This is a genomic window from Halorarum halophilum (assembly GCF_013401515.1).
GTDB lineage: Archaea > Halobacteriota > Halobacteria > Halobacteriales > Haloferacaceae > Halorarum > Halorarum halophilum.
Genome location: NZ_CP058529.1, coordinates 1,687,375 through 1,701,052, shown reverse-complemented (window position 1 = coordinate 1,701,052; position 13,678 = coordinate 1,687,375). Strand labels below are relative to the sequence as shown.

The window sequence follows — 13,678 nt, the reverse complement described above, 5'->3', positions numbered from 1 at the left end:
GGGAGACGTAGGGACTTCTATAGTAACGTTTGGTGTCCGGGTCGCTCCGTTCCCCCGCTCGAAGACGTCCAGAAGCCGATGGGTTACTCACCACTTCGTCGAGCCCGAGCACGCGCGCACCCCGGCCGGCGGGTCAGTCGTCGCTCCCTGCGACGTTCACGCCGCTCCGCCCCGGGTCGTACCGCAGCAGGCCGGGGTAGTCCGCGATGATGGCGTCCACCCCGGCATCCGCGAGTTCCGCGGCCTGCCGCCAGTTCGTGACCGTCCACGCGTGGACGGCGCGTCCCTCCCCCCGGGCCGCTGCGACGACGTCGACCCCCTCTCGCCACCCCTCGACGTGATAGTCCGCGCCGTAGAAAGAGGTCCCCTGCACGGCGGTACGGGGCACGTGGAGCGCCTCACAGTCGTGCCGGCGGGCGATCGCCAGGCCGTCGGCGAGCGAGTCCCAGACGACGCTCGCGACTGGGACCGACGGGTCGACCGCTTTGATCGCGGCGATCGCTCCCTCACAGAACGAGGAGACGAGCACGTCGTGCCCCGTGACGTCGACCGCGTCGAGGACGCGCTCGGCGAACGGAGACCATCGCTCCCGGGCGCGTTCGAGCGCGCGCTCGCCGAGACACTCCGCGAAGCGGACGTCCGCGCTCCCGGGGTTCTTGAACTCGATGTTGACGGGGACGTCGGTCGGGACGGCGTCGAGGACGGCCGGGAGCGTCGGGATCCCCCGTCCCGTGCCGAGCACGTCGAGATCGCGGAGTGTGTCGTACGGCGTCTCCCAGATCGGTCGGTCCGCCAGGTCGCCGGGAACGCCGGTCACGCGGGCGGGCGTCTCGTCGTGGAAGGCGACGACCCGGCCGTCCGCGGTCGGCATCACGTCGATCTCGACGGCGTCCGCGGCGTCGCTCCCGACGGTCGCTCGCTCGACGGCGTCCACCGTGTTCTCCGGGTACAGGCCGCCGAACCCCCTGTGCGCGATTACGGTCACTCCACGCTCCCCACGTCGGTCGTTCCGCGGCAGTACCGGGTTCGCGTTCGTCATCTACAGTTCGTGCCGCACGACGTCCGCGGCTCGTTCGCCCGCTAAGCAAGCGGGTTATTAAAGGTTGCTTACCGCCGACCAGTCCGGCGGTCAGCGCCGCTCCCGGACCGCTTCGACCACCGCCGCGGAGTAGCACCGCTTGGGGTCGCGCAGGAAGTGGTCTCGCACCGCCCGGCGTTCGGCCGCGAACTCGTCGCCGTCGCGGATCGACCGCAGTGCCGCGCGCAGTTCCTCGAGGTCGGTCGCGACCGGGCCGGGAGTAACCTCGTCGTAGTCGAAGTAGAAGCCGCGGTCCTCGCGGTAGTGCGCCAGGTCGTACGCGTAGAAGGCGACCGGCCGGTCGAGGAGGAGGAAGTCGAACAGGACCGAGGAGTAGTCGGTCAGCAGCGCGTCCGCGCGCTTGAGCAACGGGTAGACGTCGACCGATTCGGGGACGACGGTGACCCGATCGAGCGTCTCCCCGACCGCGATCGGCTCGTCGGGGTGGAACTTCACGACGAGGTGCGCGTCGATCGACGACATCGTCCGGTCGAGCGCCGCCAGGTCGAGGTGCTCGTCGAGCGGCGCGCCGTCGCCGCCGCGAAACGTCGGCAGGTAGTAGAAGACGAACGCGTCCTCCGGAATCCCCCGGTTCGCGTCCGTCCCACCGGCGTCGTCCATGTCGGGAAGCCGTCCGAGCAACCCGTCGTGCCGCGGGTAGCCGGTGACGGCGATGCGCTCGGGGGGCACCCGAAGCCCGGTCGCGAACGGGGTTCGGAGCGCCTCGGCGGTGACCGTGACGACGTCGATCGAGTCGGCGAGGAACGCGTGCGCGGCTCGGACCGGCAGCGTGTGCTCCGCGATCTCGGCGTCCCACCCGATCGTCTTCAGCGGGACCCCGTGCCAGAGCTGGACGACGAACGCGCCCGCCAGACACGGCAGGTTCAGGTCCCTGAGTCCCTGGGTGAGGAAGGCCGTGCCGGCCCGCAGGTTCAGCCACACCCCCCGGAGCGACCGGGCGCGGTACGCCTCGTACCCGGCGCGCTGCAGCGACGCGGCGACCTCGGGGTTCTTCGTGAGCCAGACGGCGCGAACGTCCGGTTCGGCGGCGTTCACGTACGTGAACAGGTACTTCGCGTTGTCGACGAAGTCCGCGCCGCCGCGCGCGCCGAACACCCAGAGGTCGTCCCGGCGCGGCCAGAGCGGCGAGAGGACAGCCAGGAGCGCGTAGAGGAGCGTCCCGAGCAGGAACGACGCGGCCTCGAGTACGTCCTCGAGTCGCTCGCTCAGAGCCACGCTTCCAGTTTCCGTCGGCTCGTCGCCACGTAGTCGAAGTCGAACGTGAACACCTCCACCGAGAGCGTCCCGTCCCAGTCGCCATCGCGGACGGGCCGGAACGCCCGCTCGAAGTCGATCGTGCCGGAGCCGACCGGGACGTGCTCGTCCTCCGGGACCCGCGAGTCGTTGACGTGGACGTGCGAGATACGGTCGTCGAACTCCCGGAGCGCGTCGGCCATCTCCGCCTCGTCCAGCCCGTCGACGCGCGCGTGCCCCGTGTCGAGGGTGAGCGACGCGTCGGTCTCTGCCGTCAGGACGTCGAAGTCGTACGTCGAGAACAGCCGACCGGGCAGGTTCTCGACGCAGACCTCGACGCCCGCGTCGTCCGCGTAGGCGTCCAGTCGCTCGATCGACTCGAGCGCGTGCGGGAGGACCGACTCCCGGCCGAACTCCGGCGGCGTCGCGTCCGTGTCGGCGTGGAGGACGGCCTTCTCGGCGCCCATCTCGGCCGCCGCGTCGAGACAGGCTTCGAGTTCGCGCCGGGACGCCTCGCGGACCAGCGGTCGCGGCGATCCCAGGTCGAGGTCGACGAACGGCAGGTGAACCGCGAGATCGAGCCCGTGCCGTTCGTGCAGCGTCTCGATCCTCTCCGGATCGAGGGCGCGGCGCTCCGTGGCGCCGTCCATGTACAACTCGACGAAGTCGAACCCCTCCGTGGCGCCCGCGGCCACGAGGTCGTCGTACTCGACCGCTCCCGTGTGCGTCTGTGCGACGAATCCGAGCCTCGGTGCTGACATCGTTTCGACCCCTCGTACCATCTACCACCGCCCCACGAGCGGATGAAGGCGTTGTCCAACTGAATACCCGGTCGTGTCCGAGTAGGGTCGTCAGCGTCGGGGAAACCTGCACCAGTGCGGCCGGCGTGCCGGGCGGACCATGCTCAGGACGACCGGCGGGCCTCCAGCACGTGGCCCGCGGCGGCGACGACGAGGCCGACCAGCGCGAGGAGGAACGCCACCGCGAACGACGGGTCGAGCGCCACGTCGGTACAGGCGTTCGAGTAGAACACGCGCGGCGGCCAGAACTGCACGCCCCGGAACACGAACCCGGCCAGCGGCACGCGTCCCGGACACGACCCGAACGCCGGGGAGACGAACGGACTCAGGACGAGCAGGATCGTCCCGACGAACAGTCCGATGGCGAACGTCGTGAACCCGACCCGTCGGAGGGACATGGTACGTCCCTCTCGTGCCCGGAAAATCAGTCCGTCGGTCCGCGGCGACTCGCCGGCCCGTCTCGAGCCCCCCACATCGCACCGAATCCCCCCTCGATTGCCTCGCCGGCCGACTTTATGCCCCTCGACGCGGTGGCTCCCCGTATGCGCGCAGTCAGATTCCACGAGCACGGCGGACCCAACGTACTGCGAGTCGACGAGGTCGACCGACCCAACCCGGGAACCGACGAGGTGCTGGTCGAGGTGGCAGCGGCGGGCGTGAACCCCGTGGACACCTACTTCCGCGAGGGGTCGTACACGCCGTACGACATCCCGGCGATCCCCGGCGTCGACGCGGCGGGTGAGGCCGCGACCGTCGGCGACGGCGTCGAGGACGTGGCCGAGGGTGACCCAGTCTACGCAACCGGGTTGAGCATGGCGATGCCCGGCGGCTACGCCGAGTACGTCGCGGTCCCGACCGACAGACTCGCCGTGCTCCCCGATGGCGCCGATCTCCGCGCGGCGGGCGCCGCCGGCGTCGCCGCCGTCACGGCCTGGCGGGCGCTGATCGACCACGGCGGCCTCCGACCCGCCGAGACCGCGCTCGTCCACGGCGGCTCCGGCGGCGTCGGCCACGCCGCGGTCCAGGTCGCCGCGGCGACCGGCGCGCGGGTCGTCACCACCGCGTCGCCCGACTACCACGACCGCCTCGAGGAACTCGGCGCCGACGTCGTGCTCGACTACGACCGCGACGACCTCGCGGACGCGGTGGCGGAGGCGGCGGGCGGCGACGGCGTCGACGTGATCCTCGACCACCGCCTCGACGACTACCTCCAGTTCGACGCGGACGTCGCCGCGCAGGGCGCGCGCGTCGTCGGCATCGGCGAGAACGACCCGGCGATCGGGCTCGACCGTTCCTCGGACGCCCGGTCGAAGGACCTGCAGGTGACTCTGATGTCGATGTTCAATACGCCGCGGCTGGCCGACCCGCTCGCCGACCTGGCGACCCTGTGGAGCGACGGGAACCTGGAAATCGACGTCGCTCGGAGCTACGACCTCGAGGAGGCCGGGGAGGCCCAGCGCGCGGTGATGGAGGACAGCTTCCTCGGGAAGCTCGTCGTCGAGCCGTAGGAACCCCGGCGCGCCGGACCTCGGCGGGTCGCGACGACCGCCGCCGACCGCACCCTCGCCGACGGTACCTTTGTGACGCCCGGTACCGAACCCCTCACCATGCACGCCGAGTTCGACTTCACCGATTCCGTGGTGCTGGTCACGGGTGCCTGCGGTGCGCTCGGGAGCGCCGTGGTGGACGAGTTCGCGGACGCGGGCGCGACCGTCGCCGCCTGCGACGTCGTGGACGTGGACGACGAGGACAGCCTGCTCGACCCCGGCGAGGGCGTGCGCTTCCGTCGGGCGGACTTCACCGACGAGACGGAGGTGGCGGAGACGGTCGAGGCGGTCGTCGACGAGCACGGCCGGCTCGACTGCCTGCTGAACATCGCGGGCACATGGCGCGGCGGCGACCCGGTCCACGAGACGGATGCCGGCCAGTTCGGCCTGCTCTTCGACGTGAACCTGAAGACGGCGTTCCTCGCGACGAAGCACGCGCTCCCCCACCTCCGGGAGTCGGAGGGGGCGATGGTCGCCGTGTCGGCCCGGTCGGGGCTGGAGGGCGGCGAGGGGGACGCGCTCTACCGCGCGAGCAAGGCCGGCGTGCGCATATTCACGGAGTCCGTCGCCGAGGAGAACCTCGGGACCGTGCGGGCGAACTGCGTCATGCCGTCGGTGCTCGACACGCCGATGAACCGCGAGATGATGGAGTACAGCGACGAGTGGGTGATGCCGGCCGAGGTGGCCCGGGTGATGCTGTTCCTCTGTTCGGACGCGGCGACGCCGACGAGCGGGGCCGCCGTGCCGGTGTACGGCGAGGCTTGATCCCCGAGTTTCGGCTCGCATCCGCTCGCCGGGTTGGGAATCGAGCCTCGATGAAGCGTCGGTGCCACCCGGTCGAACGACTACCGGGCGGACTCCATCTCGCGTTCCCGCTCGCTCGTCGTCCGGCGTCGCCCCCGACCGCGTCCCAGTTCGCCAGCGTCGAGTAGGGCGTCGAGGCGCTCCTCGAACTCCTCGCGGGTGATGTCGCCCTCCGCGTACCGCCGCTTCAGCGTCGCCTCGGGGTTCGCGTCCTCCTCGTAGTCTGACCGGCCGGTCGGACGGTTCGTCCCCGGGTACGCCTCGGGCGATTCGAGGTTCCCGATGAGCGAGAGGTACACGGGCCAGAGGCAGACCACCCCCAGGACGAGGCTCGGAGGGGATGCGAGGAGGAAGACGAGTCCCGTGACGAACACGAGGAACGACATCGCGCCGGTGACCATGGCGAAGCCGCCGAAGAACAGCACCGGCGCGAGTACGAGAAGCGGGCCCCCGAGCAGCAGTCGCCCGAGCGTCCCGTCGGGCGTGTAGTGTTCGAGGAGGCGGTGGAGCCGGCGGAGGGGGGACGTATCGAGACCGGTCATGCGCCGAAGGTGTCAGACCGAGAGACAAAGAGGTTGCGGTCGCCCCGACCGCGTCCGACCCACCTGCCGTTCAGTTCTTCTTCGCGCGGACGGTCTTCCCGCGGCGGACCATGTCCTCGCAGTGGGGGCACGCACGGGGGCTGGTGATCCCCTCGGGTTCGAACACCTTCACGTAGCGTTCTGTGACGAACGACTCACAGTTCTGGCAGGTCGGCATACTACTCCCGCCGGACGAACCGGATAAACAGTTTGTGGTCCACAGCGGGGGTGTGACGGCCTCTCTTGGGGGCGATTGACACGAGCGCGTCCGCGAAAATTGCCGATACATATCACGAATCTTTTGTATCGTCGCGACGGGAGGGTCCGCGCAGAGTCGGGACCGTCTACGCCGCGCCACTCGACGGGTCGAGCGGGGCCCTTCTCGAACGCTCTCGTCGGTCAGCGCACCGTGGATTGTGGCCACCACGACTTCCGCGACGACTCCGGGTCGACCTCGCGGAACGTCCCGGCCTCGACCCGTCACGGACGATACCCAACTGTCCCGAGCAGGTGATTTCGACCGAACCCGCGAGTGGCAGGGCCGAACCGCTGAGTGATCGGGGCAGTGGGTTCGAGGCTTCCGCGAGACCCCACTGACCGGCGGATCGGCGCGGTATAGTCAGAAGTTGGCCATATAGGCGGAGGCTAGATCCGCTATGGGCCTAAAACCGCCGAAATGGTGGGGTAAGGGCGGGGAAACGCCTCGAATCAGGTGATAGAATCATGATGTTACCTTCACCCCCCGGCAAATGTGAGCAACGCCCCCTTCCCCTTCGACGGAGTATTCGGGGTCATGGCAGCGTCACCGCACGCCCTGTCGGACGAAGGTCTGAGTCGGATTGTAGGTCCCCGTACGACTGCCGTCCGCCCGGCAACTCCCCTCGCTCCTCCTCCTGCCGCCGGCCCTCCTCGTCGCGTCCGATCCCCGACCTCCACCGCAGTCGATCCTAGCGCGAACCGCCGAGCGTCGCGTCGGAGCGTCCGATGACGGGACGGCCCAACGTCGTCCTCGTCGTGATGGACACGATGCGCGCCCGCGACGCGAGCGAGGACGTCGCCCCGACGTTGACCGCGCTCGGGCGCGAGGGGACGCTGTTCGCGAACGCGTTCAGCAGCGCCCCGTGGACGGTCCCATCCCACGGCTCCTTGTTCACTGGAACCTACTCGTCGAAGCACGGCACGCACGGCGAGAACCCCGCGCTCGGCACCTCGTTGCGGACACTCCCCGAGTGTTTCTCGGACGCCGGCTACGAGACGGTCGGCTTCTCGAACAACACGTGGATCACCGACGAGTTCGACTTCGACCGCGGCTTCGACCGGCTCCACCGCGGCTGGCAGTACGTCCAGTCGGACGTCGACCTCGGGCCCGTCGTCCGGTCGAAGTCGCTCTCCGGAACGGTAGAGGCCGCGAGGGAGCGGCTGTTCGAGGGGAGCCCGCTGGTCAACGTCGCGAACCTCCTCTACAGCGAGGTGTTCCAGCCGGCGGGCGCCGACGGCGGGGCCCGGACGAACGACCACGTCCGGCGTTGGCTCGGCGGACGCGACGACGACCGCCCGTTCTTCCTCTTCCTCAACTTCCTGGAGCCGCACGTCCCCTACGACCCGCCCCGGGAGCACGCGGAGCCGTACCTCCCCGACGGGGTGAGCTACGAGGAGGCGACGGAGATCCGCCAGGAACCGCGCGCGTTCGACGTGGGCGAGTACGACCTGAGCGACGAGGAGTTCGCGGCGCTGCGAGGGCTCTACAGGGGGGAGATGTCGTACGTGGACGAGCACCTCGCCGAACTGCGGACCGCGCTCGCCGACGCGGGGGAGTGGGACGACACCGTGATCGCCGTCTGCGGCGACCACGGCGAGAACGTCGGCGACCACGGGCTCTTCGGCCACCAGTACAACGTGTACGACACCGCGTTGCACGTCCCGCTCGTCGTCTCCGGCGGGTCGTTCGACGGTGACTGCCGCCGCGAGGAGCTGGTGCAGCTCCTGGACCTTCCCGCGACGCTCCTGGACGCGGCTGGGATCGACGCGCCGGCGTTCCGCGACCAGCAGCAGGGTCGGTCGCTCCACTCCGGCGCCACGAGCGAGCCTCGCGAGGCAGTGTTCGCGGAGTACCTCGCCCCGCAGCCGCCGATGGAGGCGCTGGAGTCGCGGTTCGGGGAAGCTGCCGCCAACGTCAGCGACTACTACCGAACCCTCCGGACGGTCCGGACGCGCCGGTGGAAGTACGTCCGCGGGGGCGACGGTGAACGGGAACTGTACCGGGTCGACCGGGACCCGTACGAGACGGTCGACAGGAGTGCCGAGGAACCCCGGGTGGTTCGGCGGCTCGACGACCGGCTCGACGAGTGGCTGGCGTCGTTCGAGCACGCCGACCCCGACGCCGGAGCCGGCGACGACGACATCGCCGACGCGACGCTGGACAGACTGGCCGAACTCGGCTACCGCTGACTCACCCGAGGGCCTGCGCCCCCCACTGTCGCAGGGGGTCGTCGGTCCCGTGCATCCAGTCGACGAGTCGCTCGCGCAGGTCCCGACGGACCGCCTCGAAGTCGGGATGTTCGATCAGGTTCTGTAGCTCCGCGGGATCGTCGCGGAGGTCGTAGAGCTCGTCGACGTCCGGCGAGTTGAAGACGTACTTGTAGTCGCCGGTGTGAATCATCCGCTGGGTGTAGAGCCCGAACTCGTCGCCGTGGTACTCCGAGACGACGGCCTCCGGCCAGTCGTCGGGCCGGTCGCCCTCCAGCAGCGGTCGGAGGCTCCGGGCGTCCAGCCCGTCCGGAATCGGGGCGTCGCAGACGTCGAGGAACGTCGGCATCAGGTCGTGGAGCCGGACGGGGACGTCGTCCACCGACCCCGACTCGACGACGCCGGGCCAGCGTATCTGGAGCGGGACGTGGTAGGTGTCCTCGTACATCAGTGGCCCCTTGTTGAACTGGCGGTGCCCCCCGACGAAGTCGCCGTGGTCGGACGCGTGCGCCACGACCGTGTCGTCGGTCAGGCCCAGGTCGTCGATCGCGTTGAGTACCCGGCCGACCTGGTCGTCGATGAGTGTCATGAACCCCCGGTTGGCGGCGATCACCTCGGCCCACGTCTCCCGGCCGAACTCCCTGACGCCCCGGTAGTCGACGTAGTTCTCGTGGACCTGGGGCTTGCCGTCGAACGTCTCGGCGTACGAGTTCGGGAGCTCGATCTCGTCCGGGTCGTACATCGAGGCGTACGGCTCGGGGACGACGTAGGGGTGGTGCGGGCCGAGGAAGTCCGTCCGGTGGAAGAACGGGGCGTCCGCGTCGGCCGCCCGGCGGAGTTCCTCGATCGTCCGCTCCGCGAGGAAGTACGGCCGCGTCGCCTCGACGGGGACGGGGTCGGTCGCGGCCACCAGCGACCCGTCGTCCGTGTATATCGGGTCCTCCAGGTCCGCCTCGTCCACCTCGACCCCCATGTCAGCCCGGTACTCCCCGAACGCACTGTCGATGTTGTCGTGGTGCGCGTCGCTACCGCCGAGGTACGAGAAGCCGAAGTCGTCCGGCGTCTGGTCGCGGCCGACGTGCCACTTGCCGAGATAGGTGTTGCGGTAGCCGACGTCGGCGAGTCCCTCCCCGAACGTTGGGAGGTCGGGCGGCAGGTTCGGCTGGATGGCGTCGGCCTCGTGCGTGTTGTTCACCATCCCGTGGTTGTGGGGGTAGAGCCCCGTCAGCAGCGACGCGCGGGCGCTGGAGCAGATGCTCGTCGGCGTGTACGCCCGCTCGAACCGCACCCCGTCCCGCGACAGCCGGTCGAGTTCGGGCGTCTCGACTGGCGGCCCGTCAGGGGCCGTGTAGTCGTACCGCTCCTGGTCGGTCAGGACGAAGAGGACGTTCGGGCGACTATCGGCCATCGGGTGCCTTTCGGGCCCGGGACGGTAAAGTCGGGCGGCGGACTGGGACGTCGCATCTCCTCGCGTCCGCGAGTCGGTCGTCGGCCGGATCGGAGGGTCAGGGCCACAGCGCCTTTTGAGCTTCTCGAACTCGTCCCCACTATGGTAGAGACCGCGGTAGACAGCGAGACCGCCCATGCCGGCGAGGCAGACCCACTCCGGGTCGGCGTCGTCGGCGGTGGGTACATCGGAACGACGGTGGGCGGGGAGTTCGTCGAGCACGAGGACGCGCGCGTCGACGCGCTCGTCGACATCGACGAGGGGGTCCTCGAAACGGCCGGCGTCGAACTGGGGGTCGACGCCGACTCCAGGTACACCGACTACGCGGCGATGCTCGACGCCGAGGCGCTCGACGCGGTGCTCATCGGGACGCCCCACACCCTCCACTACGACCAGGTCCTCGCGGCGTTCGAGCACGACCTCCACGTGCTCTGCGACAAGCCGCTCACGACCGACCTCGACGACGCGCGCGCCCTCGTGGAGCGCGACCGCGAACGCGACGAGGTGCTGATGGTCGGCTACCAGCGTCACCTCTACGAGGCGTTCGTCGAGGCACGCGGGGTGTGGGACGAGGAGGGACGCGAGCCCCGCTGGATCACCGCCGAGGTGTGTCAGGACTGGGTCGACCGCTTCGAGGGGACCTGGCGGCAGAATCCGGACCTCTCCGGCGGCGGCTACCTGTACGACACCGGGAGCCACCTGCTCGACTGCGTGCTGTGGAGCACCCGGCTCACCCCCGAGTCCGTCTCGGCGAGCATGGAATTCGTCGACGACGAGGAGCGCGTCGACGGCCGAGCGAACGTCACCGTCCGGTTCACGAACGGCGCAACGGCCTCGTTCTCGCTCTCTGGCGAGACCCCGTGCATGCGCGAGCACGTGCGGATGTGGGACGGGCAGGGCGCCGTCGCGCTCGACAGCCAGGACTGGGAGCCGAGCGAGTACGCCGAGATCGACGAGGAGAGCGGCGAGTACCGCCCGCGGATCGAGTACGAGGACCAGCGGACGAAGGCCGACGCGTTCGTCGACGCGATCAGGACGGACGAGAAGCCCGTGGCGACCGCCCTCGACGGCCTTCGGGTGACCGCCGTCACCGAGGCGGCCTACGAGTCGGCACGCGGCGACGGGTCGTTCGTCGCCGTCGACCCCGACGACGTGGCGCTGGAGTAGCGGCTCCGCGCGTGGGGGACGGCCTCAGCCACCGGCGGCCACCGCCCCGAGCAACGACAGCGTCCGCTCGCGCAGTGTCTCCGCGTCGTCGGCCAGGAGCTTGACGATCGCCTCCTTCCCGACCTCCCCGCGGTCGACCACCGCGACCGGCGTGCCGTCGACTCGCTCGAACGACCGACGGGCGCCCCACCCCATCGTACTCCCCTCCTCGGCCTTCACGTCCTCCGGCTCCTCCGCGCGCTCGAACTCGCTCACCGGCCCGTCGAGCGCGGGGAGCGCCGCCTCGACCTCCCCGTCGAAGCGGCAGTTGACGGCGAACCGCAGGCTCGGGTCGCGCTCGCGCGTCGCGAGCAGGAACCGCGCGACGTGGCTGGAGGCCCCGAACCGGACGCCGCGGTTCGGATGCACGCCGTCCAGCGTACGCGTGATGCGGCCCTCGACGGCGGCGGTCTCGCCGACCGACTCGGCGTACGGGGTCGCGCCGACCACGTTCATCCCCACCTCGGGGACGAGCGGGCCGACGTCGGCGTCGACGAACGCGCGGACGACCGCCTCGACCCGCTCGGCCGTCGGCTGGCGGGCGGCCCGCTCGCGGAGTTCGGCCAGGTGGTGGACCGATCCGGAACCCGCTCCGACGTCCAGCGGGTAGCGGACCGCCCGCTCTGTGAACTCGACGCCCCGCTCGACGGCCGGCTTCAGCGACTCCCCCTGCGCGAGGTTCGCGGCGATGGCGCTCGACAGGGTACAGCCGGAGCCGTGGGTCGCGTCGGTTGCGATCCGCGGGTGGACGAACTCCTCGACGTCGTCGCCGGTCACGAGCACGTCCCGGACCGACTCCCCCTCGACGTGACCGCCCTTCACGAGCGCCGCGGTCGCGCCGCGGTCGACCAGCACCTCGCCGGCCTCCCGGGCCGTTTCGGCGTCGACCGGCCTGACGTCGGTGAGTACCGCCGCCTCGTCCGCGTTGGGCGTGACCAGCGTGGACTCCCGGATCAACGCCTCGTAGGCGTCCTCGCCCGCGGGTTCGAGTAGTCGGTCGCCGGAGGTCGCGATCATCACGGGGTCGACGACGACGGGAGCGTCGACGTCGGCCGCCCACTCCGTCACGCGCTCGACGACCGGCGCTTCGGCGAGCATGCCCGTCTTCACCGCGCGCACGTCGAAGTCGGAGACGACCGCCTCGTACTGCGCCTCGATCTCCTCGAGCAGGAGCGTGTACGCGCTTCGCACGCCGCGCGTGTTCTGTGCCGTCACGCTCGTGATCACGCTGGTCGCGAACGCGCCGCGGGCCTCCATCGTCTTGATGTCGGCCTGTATCCCCGCGCCGCCGCCCGAGTCGCTCCCGGCGATCGTGAGCGAAACAGGCCGGAGTTCGGGCGCCGACGTTCGGATCACGAGCTCTCCTCCAGTTTCTCCATGTTCTCCTCGAAGGCGCCCCAGAAGGGGTCGACGCCGGGGTGTTCGATGCGGTCGCCGTCCACGTACACGCCGTCGCCATCGCTCGCCGTCCCGACCTCGGCCGCCGGGATCCCCTCGGCGTCGAGCGCGTCGAGGACGTCCCCGACGTTCCCCGGCGCGACGGTGCAGAGGAGCGTTCCCTCGCTGATCGCCGCCCACGGGTCGATATCGAAGAAGTCGCAGATCTCCCGGACGCCCGGGAGCACCGGGATCTCGTCGCGTTTGACGTCGAGTCGGACGCCGCCGGCCCGCGCCAGTTCGAAGAGCCCGCCGTAGACGCCGCACTCGGTGGCGTCGTGCATCGCGGTCACGTCGCCGGCCGCGGCCGCGGTCAGCGCGTCGCGCACGGGGCTCATGTCCGAGAAGCGCTCCTGGGCGGCCTCGACGGTGTCGGCAGGCAGGTCGAGTAGCTCCTCGAACTGGATGGAGAGCAGTCCGGTCGTCTCGATCGCCGGTCCCTTGGTGACGACGACGGCGTCACCCGGCCGCGCGCCGTCGGGGCGGACGACGTCGTCGGGGTCGCCCACGCCGAGGACCGTCGCGCCGCCGACCATCGGGTAGTTACAGCCGGCGTAGCGGGCGGTGTGGCCGGTGACGACGCCGACGCCGAGATCGCGTGCCTCGCGGTCGAACGTCTCCCAGAGGGTGCGGAACTGGTCGTCGGTGATCTCGGGCGGGAGGTTGAAATCGATCGAGAGGTGGGTGGGCGGCAGACCGCTCACGGCCACGTCGCTCATCAGGATGTGGAACGCGAACCACGCCGCACGCTCGAAGCCGAGCGACGGCATGACGAACACCGGATCCGTCGCCAGTACGACGCTTCGCCCGCCGACGGCGATCGCGCCGAAGTCGACGCCGTGCTGGGGTTCGAGCGTCACGTCCTCCCTGTCCGCGCCGAGGTTCGGGTAGATCAGTTCGTCGAAGAACTCGCGGTCGACCTTTCCGAGGTTGGCCATACCCGGGTGTACAACTAGGTTGTACATATGGGTGGTGACCAGCTGCGCCGGTTCGCGCTGACGGTGCCGGGACTACGGTACGTGCTGGACTCGAAGAGCAAAGGAGTTCGCGACGGGTGG

General features: G+C 70.2%; 13 protein-coding genes. 4 read left to right on the top strand and 9 right to left on the bottom strand.

The features are described 5' to 3' along the window. Positions 1 to 133: 133 nt before the first annotated feature. From HUG10_RS08660 to HUG10_RS08645, 4 genes are all read right to left on the bottom strand, one after another. Positions 134 to 985 (bottom strand): glycerophosphodiester phosphodiesterase, encoded by an 852-nt coding sequence (locus tag HUG10_RS08660; RefSeq protein ID WP_179169193.1) that lies wholly within the window; start codon positions 983 to 985, stop codon positions 134 to 136. 144 nt (positions 986 to 1,129) lie between these two features. Further along, a complete protein-coding gene (locus tag HUG10_RS08655; protein WP_179169192.1) occupies positions 1,130 to 2,314 on the bottom strand; it encodes a CDP-glycerol glycerophosphotransferase family protein in 1,185 nt (394 codons plus the stop codon). Beyond that, complete coding sequence (locus tag HUG10_RS08650) at positions 2,305 to 3,093, bottom strand: sugar phosphate isomerase/epimerase family protein (protein WP_179169191.1); 789 nt, start codon at positions 3,091 to 3,093, stop codon at positions 2,305 to 2,307. Before HUG10_RS08650 ends, HUG10_RS08655 begins: the two co-directional genes overlap by 10 nt. Positions 3,094 to 3,236: 143 nt before the next feature. Next, positions 3,237 to 3,530: a hypothetical protein gene (locus HUG10_RS08645; RefSeq protein WP_179169190.1), complete on the bottom strand. Its 294-nt coding sequence runs from the start codon at positions 3,528 to 3,530 to the stop codon at positions 3,237 to 3,239. Positions 3,531 to 3,674: 144 nt separating this feature from the next. Here HUG10_RS08645 and HUG10_RS08640 point away from each other — a divergent pair, with 144 nt between their 5' ends. Then, positions 3,675 to 4,640, top strand: coding sequence for an NADPH:quinone reductase (locus tag HUG10_RS08640; protein ID WP_179169189.1), 966 nt, complete (start codon positions 3,675 to 3,677; stop codon positions 4,638 to 4,640). 99 nt (positions 4,641 to 4,739) lie between these two features. Further along, the gene (locus tag HUG10_RS08635) at positions 4,740 to 5,444 is read left to right on the top strand and encodes an SDR family NAD(P)-dependent oxidoreductase (RefSeq protein ID WP_179169188.1); all 705 of its coding nucleotides are present in this window, start codon (positions 4,740 to 4,742) and stop codon (positions 5,442 to 5,444) included. Between the two features lie 80 nt (positions 5,445 to 5,524). On the opposite strand, the gene HUG10_RS08630 is transcribed toward HUG10_RS08635, so the two are convergent. Together HUG10_RS08630 and HUG10_RS08625 are read right to left on the bottom strand one after the other, a co-directional pair. After that, a complete protein-coding gene (locus HUG10_RS08630) occupies positions 5,525 to 6,025 on the bottom strand; it encodes an SHOCT domain-containing protein (protein WP_179169187.1) in 501 nt (166 codons plus the stop codon). Between the two features lie 70 nt (positions 6,026 to 6,095). Next, on the bottom strand, positions 6,096 to 6,242 hold the full coding sequence (locus HUG10_RS08625; protein WP_179169186.1) for a DUF7563 family protein: 147 nt from the start codon (positions 6,240 to 6,242) through the stop codon (positions 6,096 to 6,098). 806 nt (positions 6,243 to 7,048) lie between these two features. Here HUG10_RS08625 and HUG10_RS08620 point away from each other — a divergent pair. After that, the gene (locus HUG10_RS08620; RefSeq protein WP_179169185.1) at positions 7,049 to 8,512 is read left to right on the top strand and encodes a sulfatase; all 1,464 of its coding nucleotides are present in this window, start codon (positions 7,049 to 7,051) and stop codon (positions 8,510 to 8,512) included. A 1-nt stretch (position 8,513) separates the two neighbouring features. Here HUG10_RS08620 and HUG10_RS08615 read toward each other — a convergent pair whose 3' ends face one another. Then, entirely contained in the window at positions 8,514 to 9,938 is a 1,425-nt protein-coding gene (locus HUG10_RS08615) for a sulfatase-like hydrolase/transferase (protein WP_179169184.1), read from the bottom strand. Between the two features lie 141 nt (positions 9,939 to 10,079). Here HUG10_RS08615 and HUG10_RS08610 point away from each other — a divergent pair, with 141 nt between their 5' ends. After that, positions 10,080 to 11,144: a Gfo/Idh/MocA family protein gene (locus HUG10_RS08610; RefSeq protein ID WP_179169183.1), complete on the top strand. Its 1,065-nt coding sequence runs from the start codon at positions 10,080 to 10,082 to the stop codon at positions 11,142 to 11,144. A 24-nt stretch (positions 11,145 to 11,168) separates the two neighbouring features. On the opposite strand, the gene thiD is transcribed toward HUG10_RS08610, so the two are convergent. Both thiD and HUG10_RS08600 read right to left on the bottom strand, forming a co-directional pair. After that, positions 11,169 to 12,536: a bifunctional hydroxymethylpyrimidine kinase/phosphomethylpyrimidine kinase gene (gene thiD, locus HUG10_RS08605; RefSeq protein WP_179171033.1), complete on the bottom strand. Its 1,368-nt coding sequence runs from the start codon at positions 12,534 to 12,536 to the stop codon at positions 11,169 to 11,171. After that, on the bottom strand, positions 12,536 to 13,558 hold the full coding sequence (locus HUG10_RS08600) for an AIR synthase family protein (protein ID WP_179169182.1): 1,023 nt from the start codon (positions 13,556 to 13,558) through the stop codon (positions 12,536 to 12,538). Before HUG10_RS08600 ends, thiD begins: the two co-directional genes overlap by 1 nt. Positions 13,559 to 13,678: the final 120 nt, after the last annotated feature.

Bases quoted from the DNA above. Each gene is read 5' to 3' on its own strand.
- HUG10_RS08610 (WP_179169183.1), top strand. From the start codon at position 10,080: ATGGTAGAGACCGCGGTAGACAGCGAGACCGCCCATGCCGGCGAGGCA.
- HUG10_RS08645 (WP_179169190.1), bottom strand. From the start codon at position 3,530: ATGTCCCTCCGACGGGTCGGGTTCACGACGTTCGCCATCGGACTGTTC.
- HUG10_RS08625 (WP_179169186.1), bottom strand. From the start codon at position 6,242: ATGCCGACCTGCCAGAACTGTGAGTCGTTCGTCACAGAACGCTACGTG.
- HUG10_RS08650 (WP_179169191.1), bottom strand. From the start codon at position 3,093: ATGTCAGCACCGAGGCTCGGATTCGTCGCACAGACGCACACGGGAGCG.
- HUG10_RS08635 (WP_179169188.1), top strand. From the start codon at position 4,740: ATGCACGCCGAGTTCGACTTCACCGATTCCGTGGTGCTGGTCACGGGT.
- HUG10_RS08600 (WP_179169182.1), bottom strand. From the start codon at position 13,558: ATGGCCAACCTCGGAAAGGTCGACCGCGAGTTCTTCGACGAACTGATC.
- HUG10_RS08630 (WP_179169187.1), bottom strand. From the start codon at position 6,025: ATGACCGGTCTCGATACGTCCCCCCTCCGCCGGCTCCACCGCCTCCTC.
- HUG10_RS08640 (WP_179169189.1), top strand. From the start codon at position 3,675: ATGCGCGCAGTCAGATTCCACGAGCACGGCGGACCCAACGTACTGCGA.
- HUG10_RS08615 (WP_179169184.1), bottom strand. From the start codon at position 9,938: ATGGCCGATAGTCGCCCGAACGTCCTCTTCGTCCTGACCGACCAGGAG.
- HUG10_RS08620 (WP_179169185.1), top strand. From the start codon at position 7,049: ATGACGGGACGGCCCAACGTCGTCCTCGTCGTGATGGACACGATGCGC.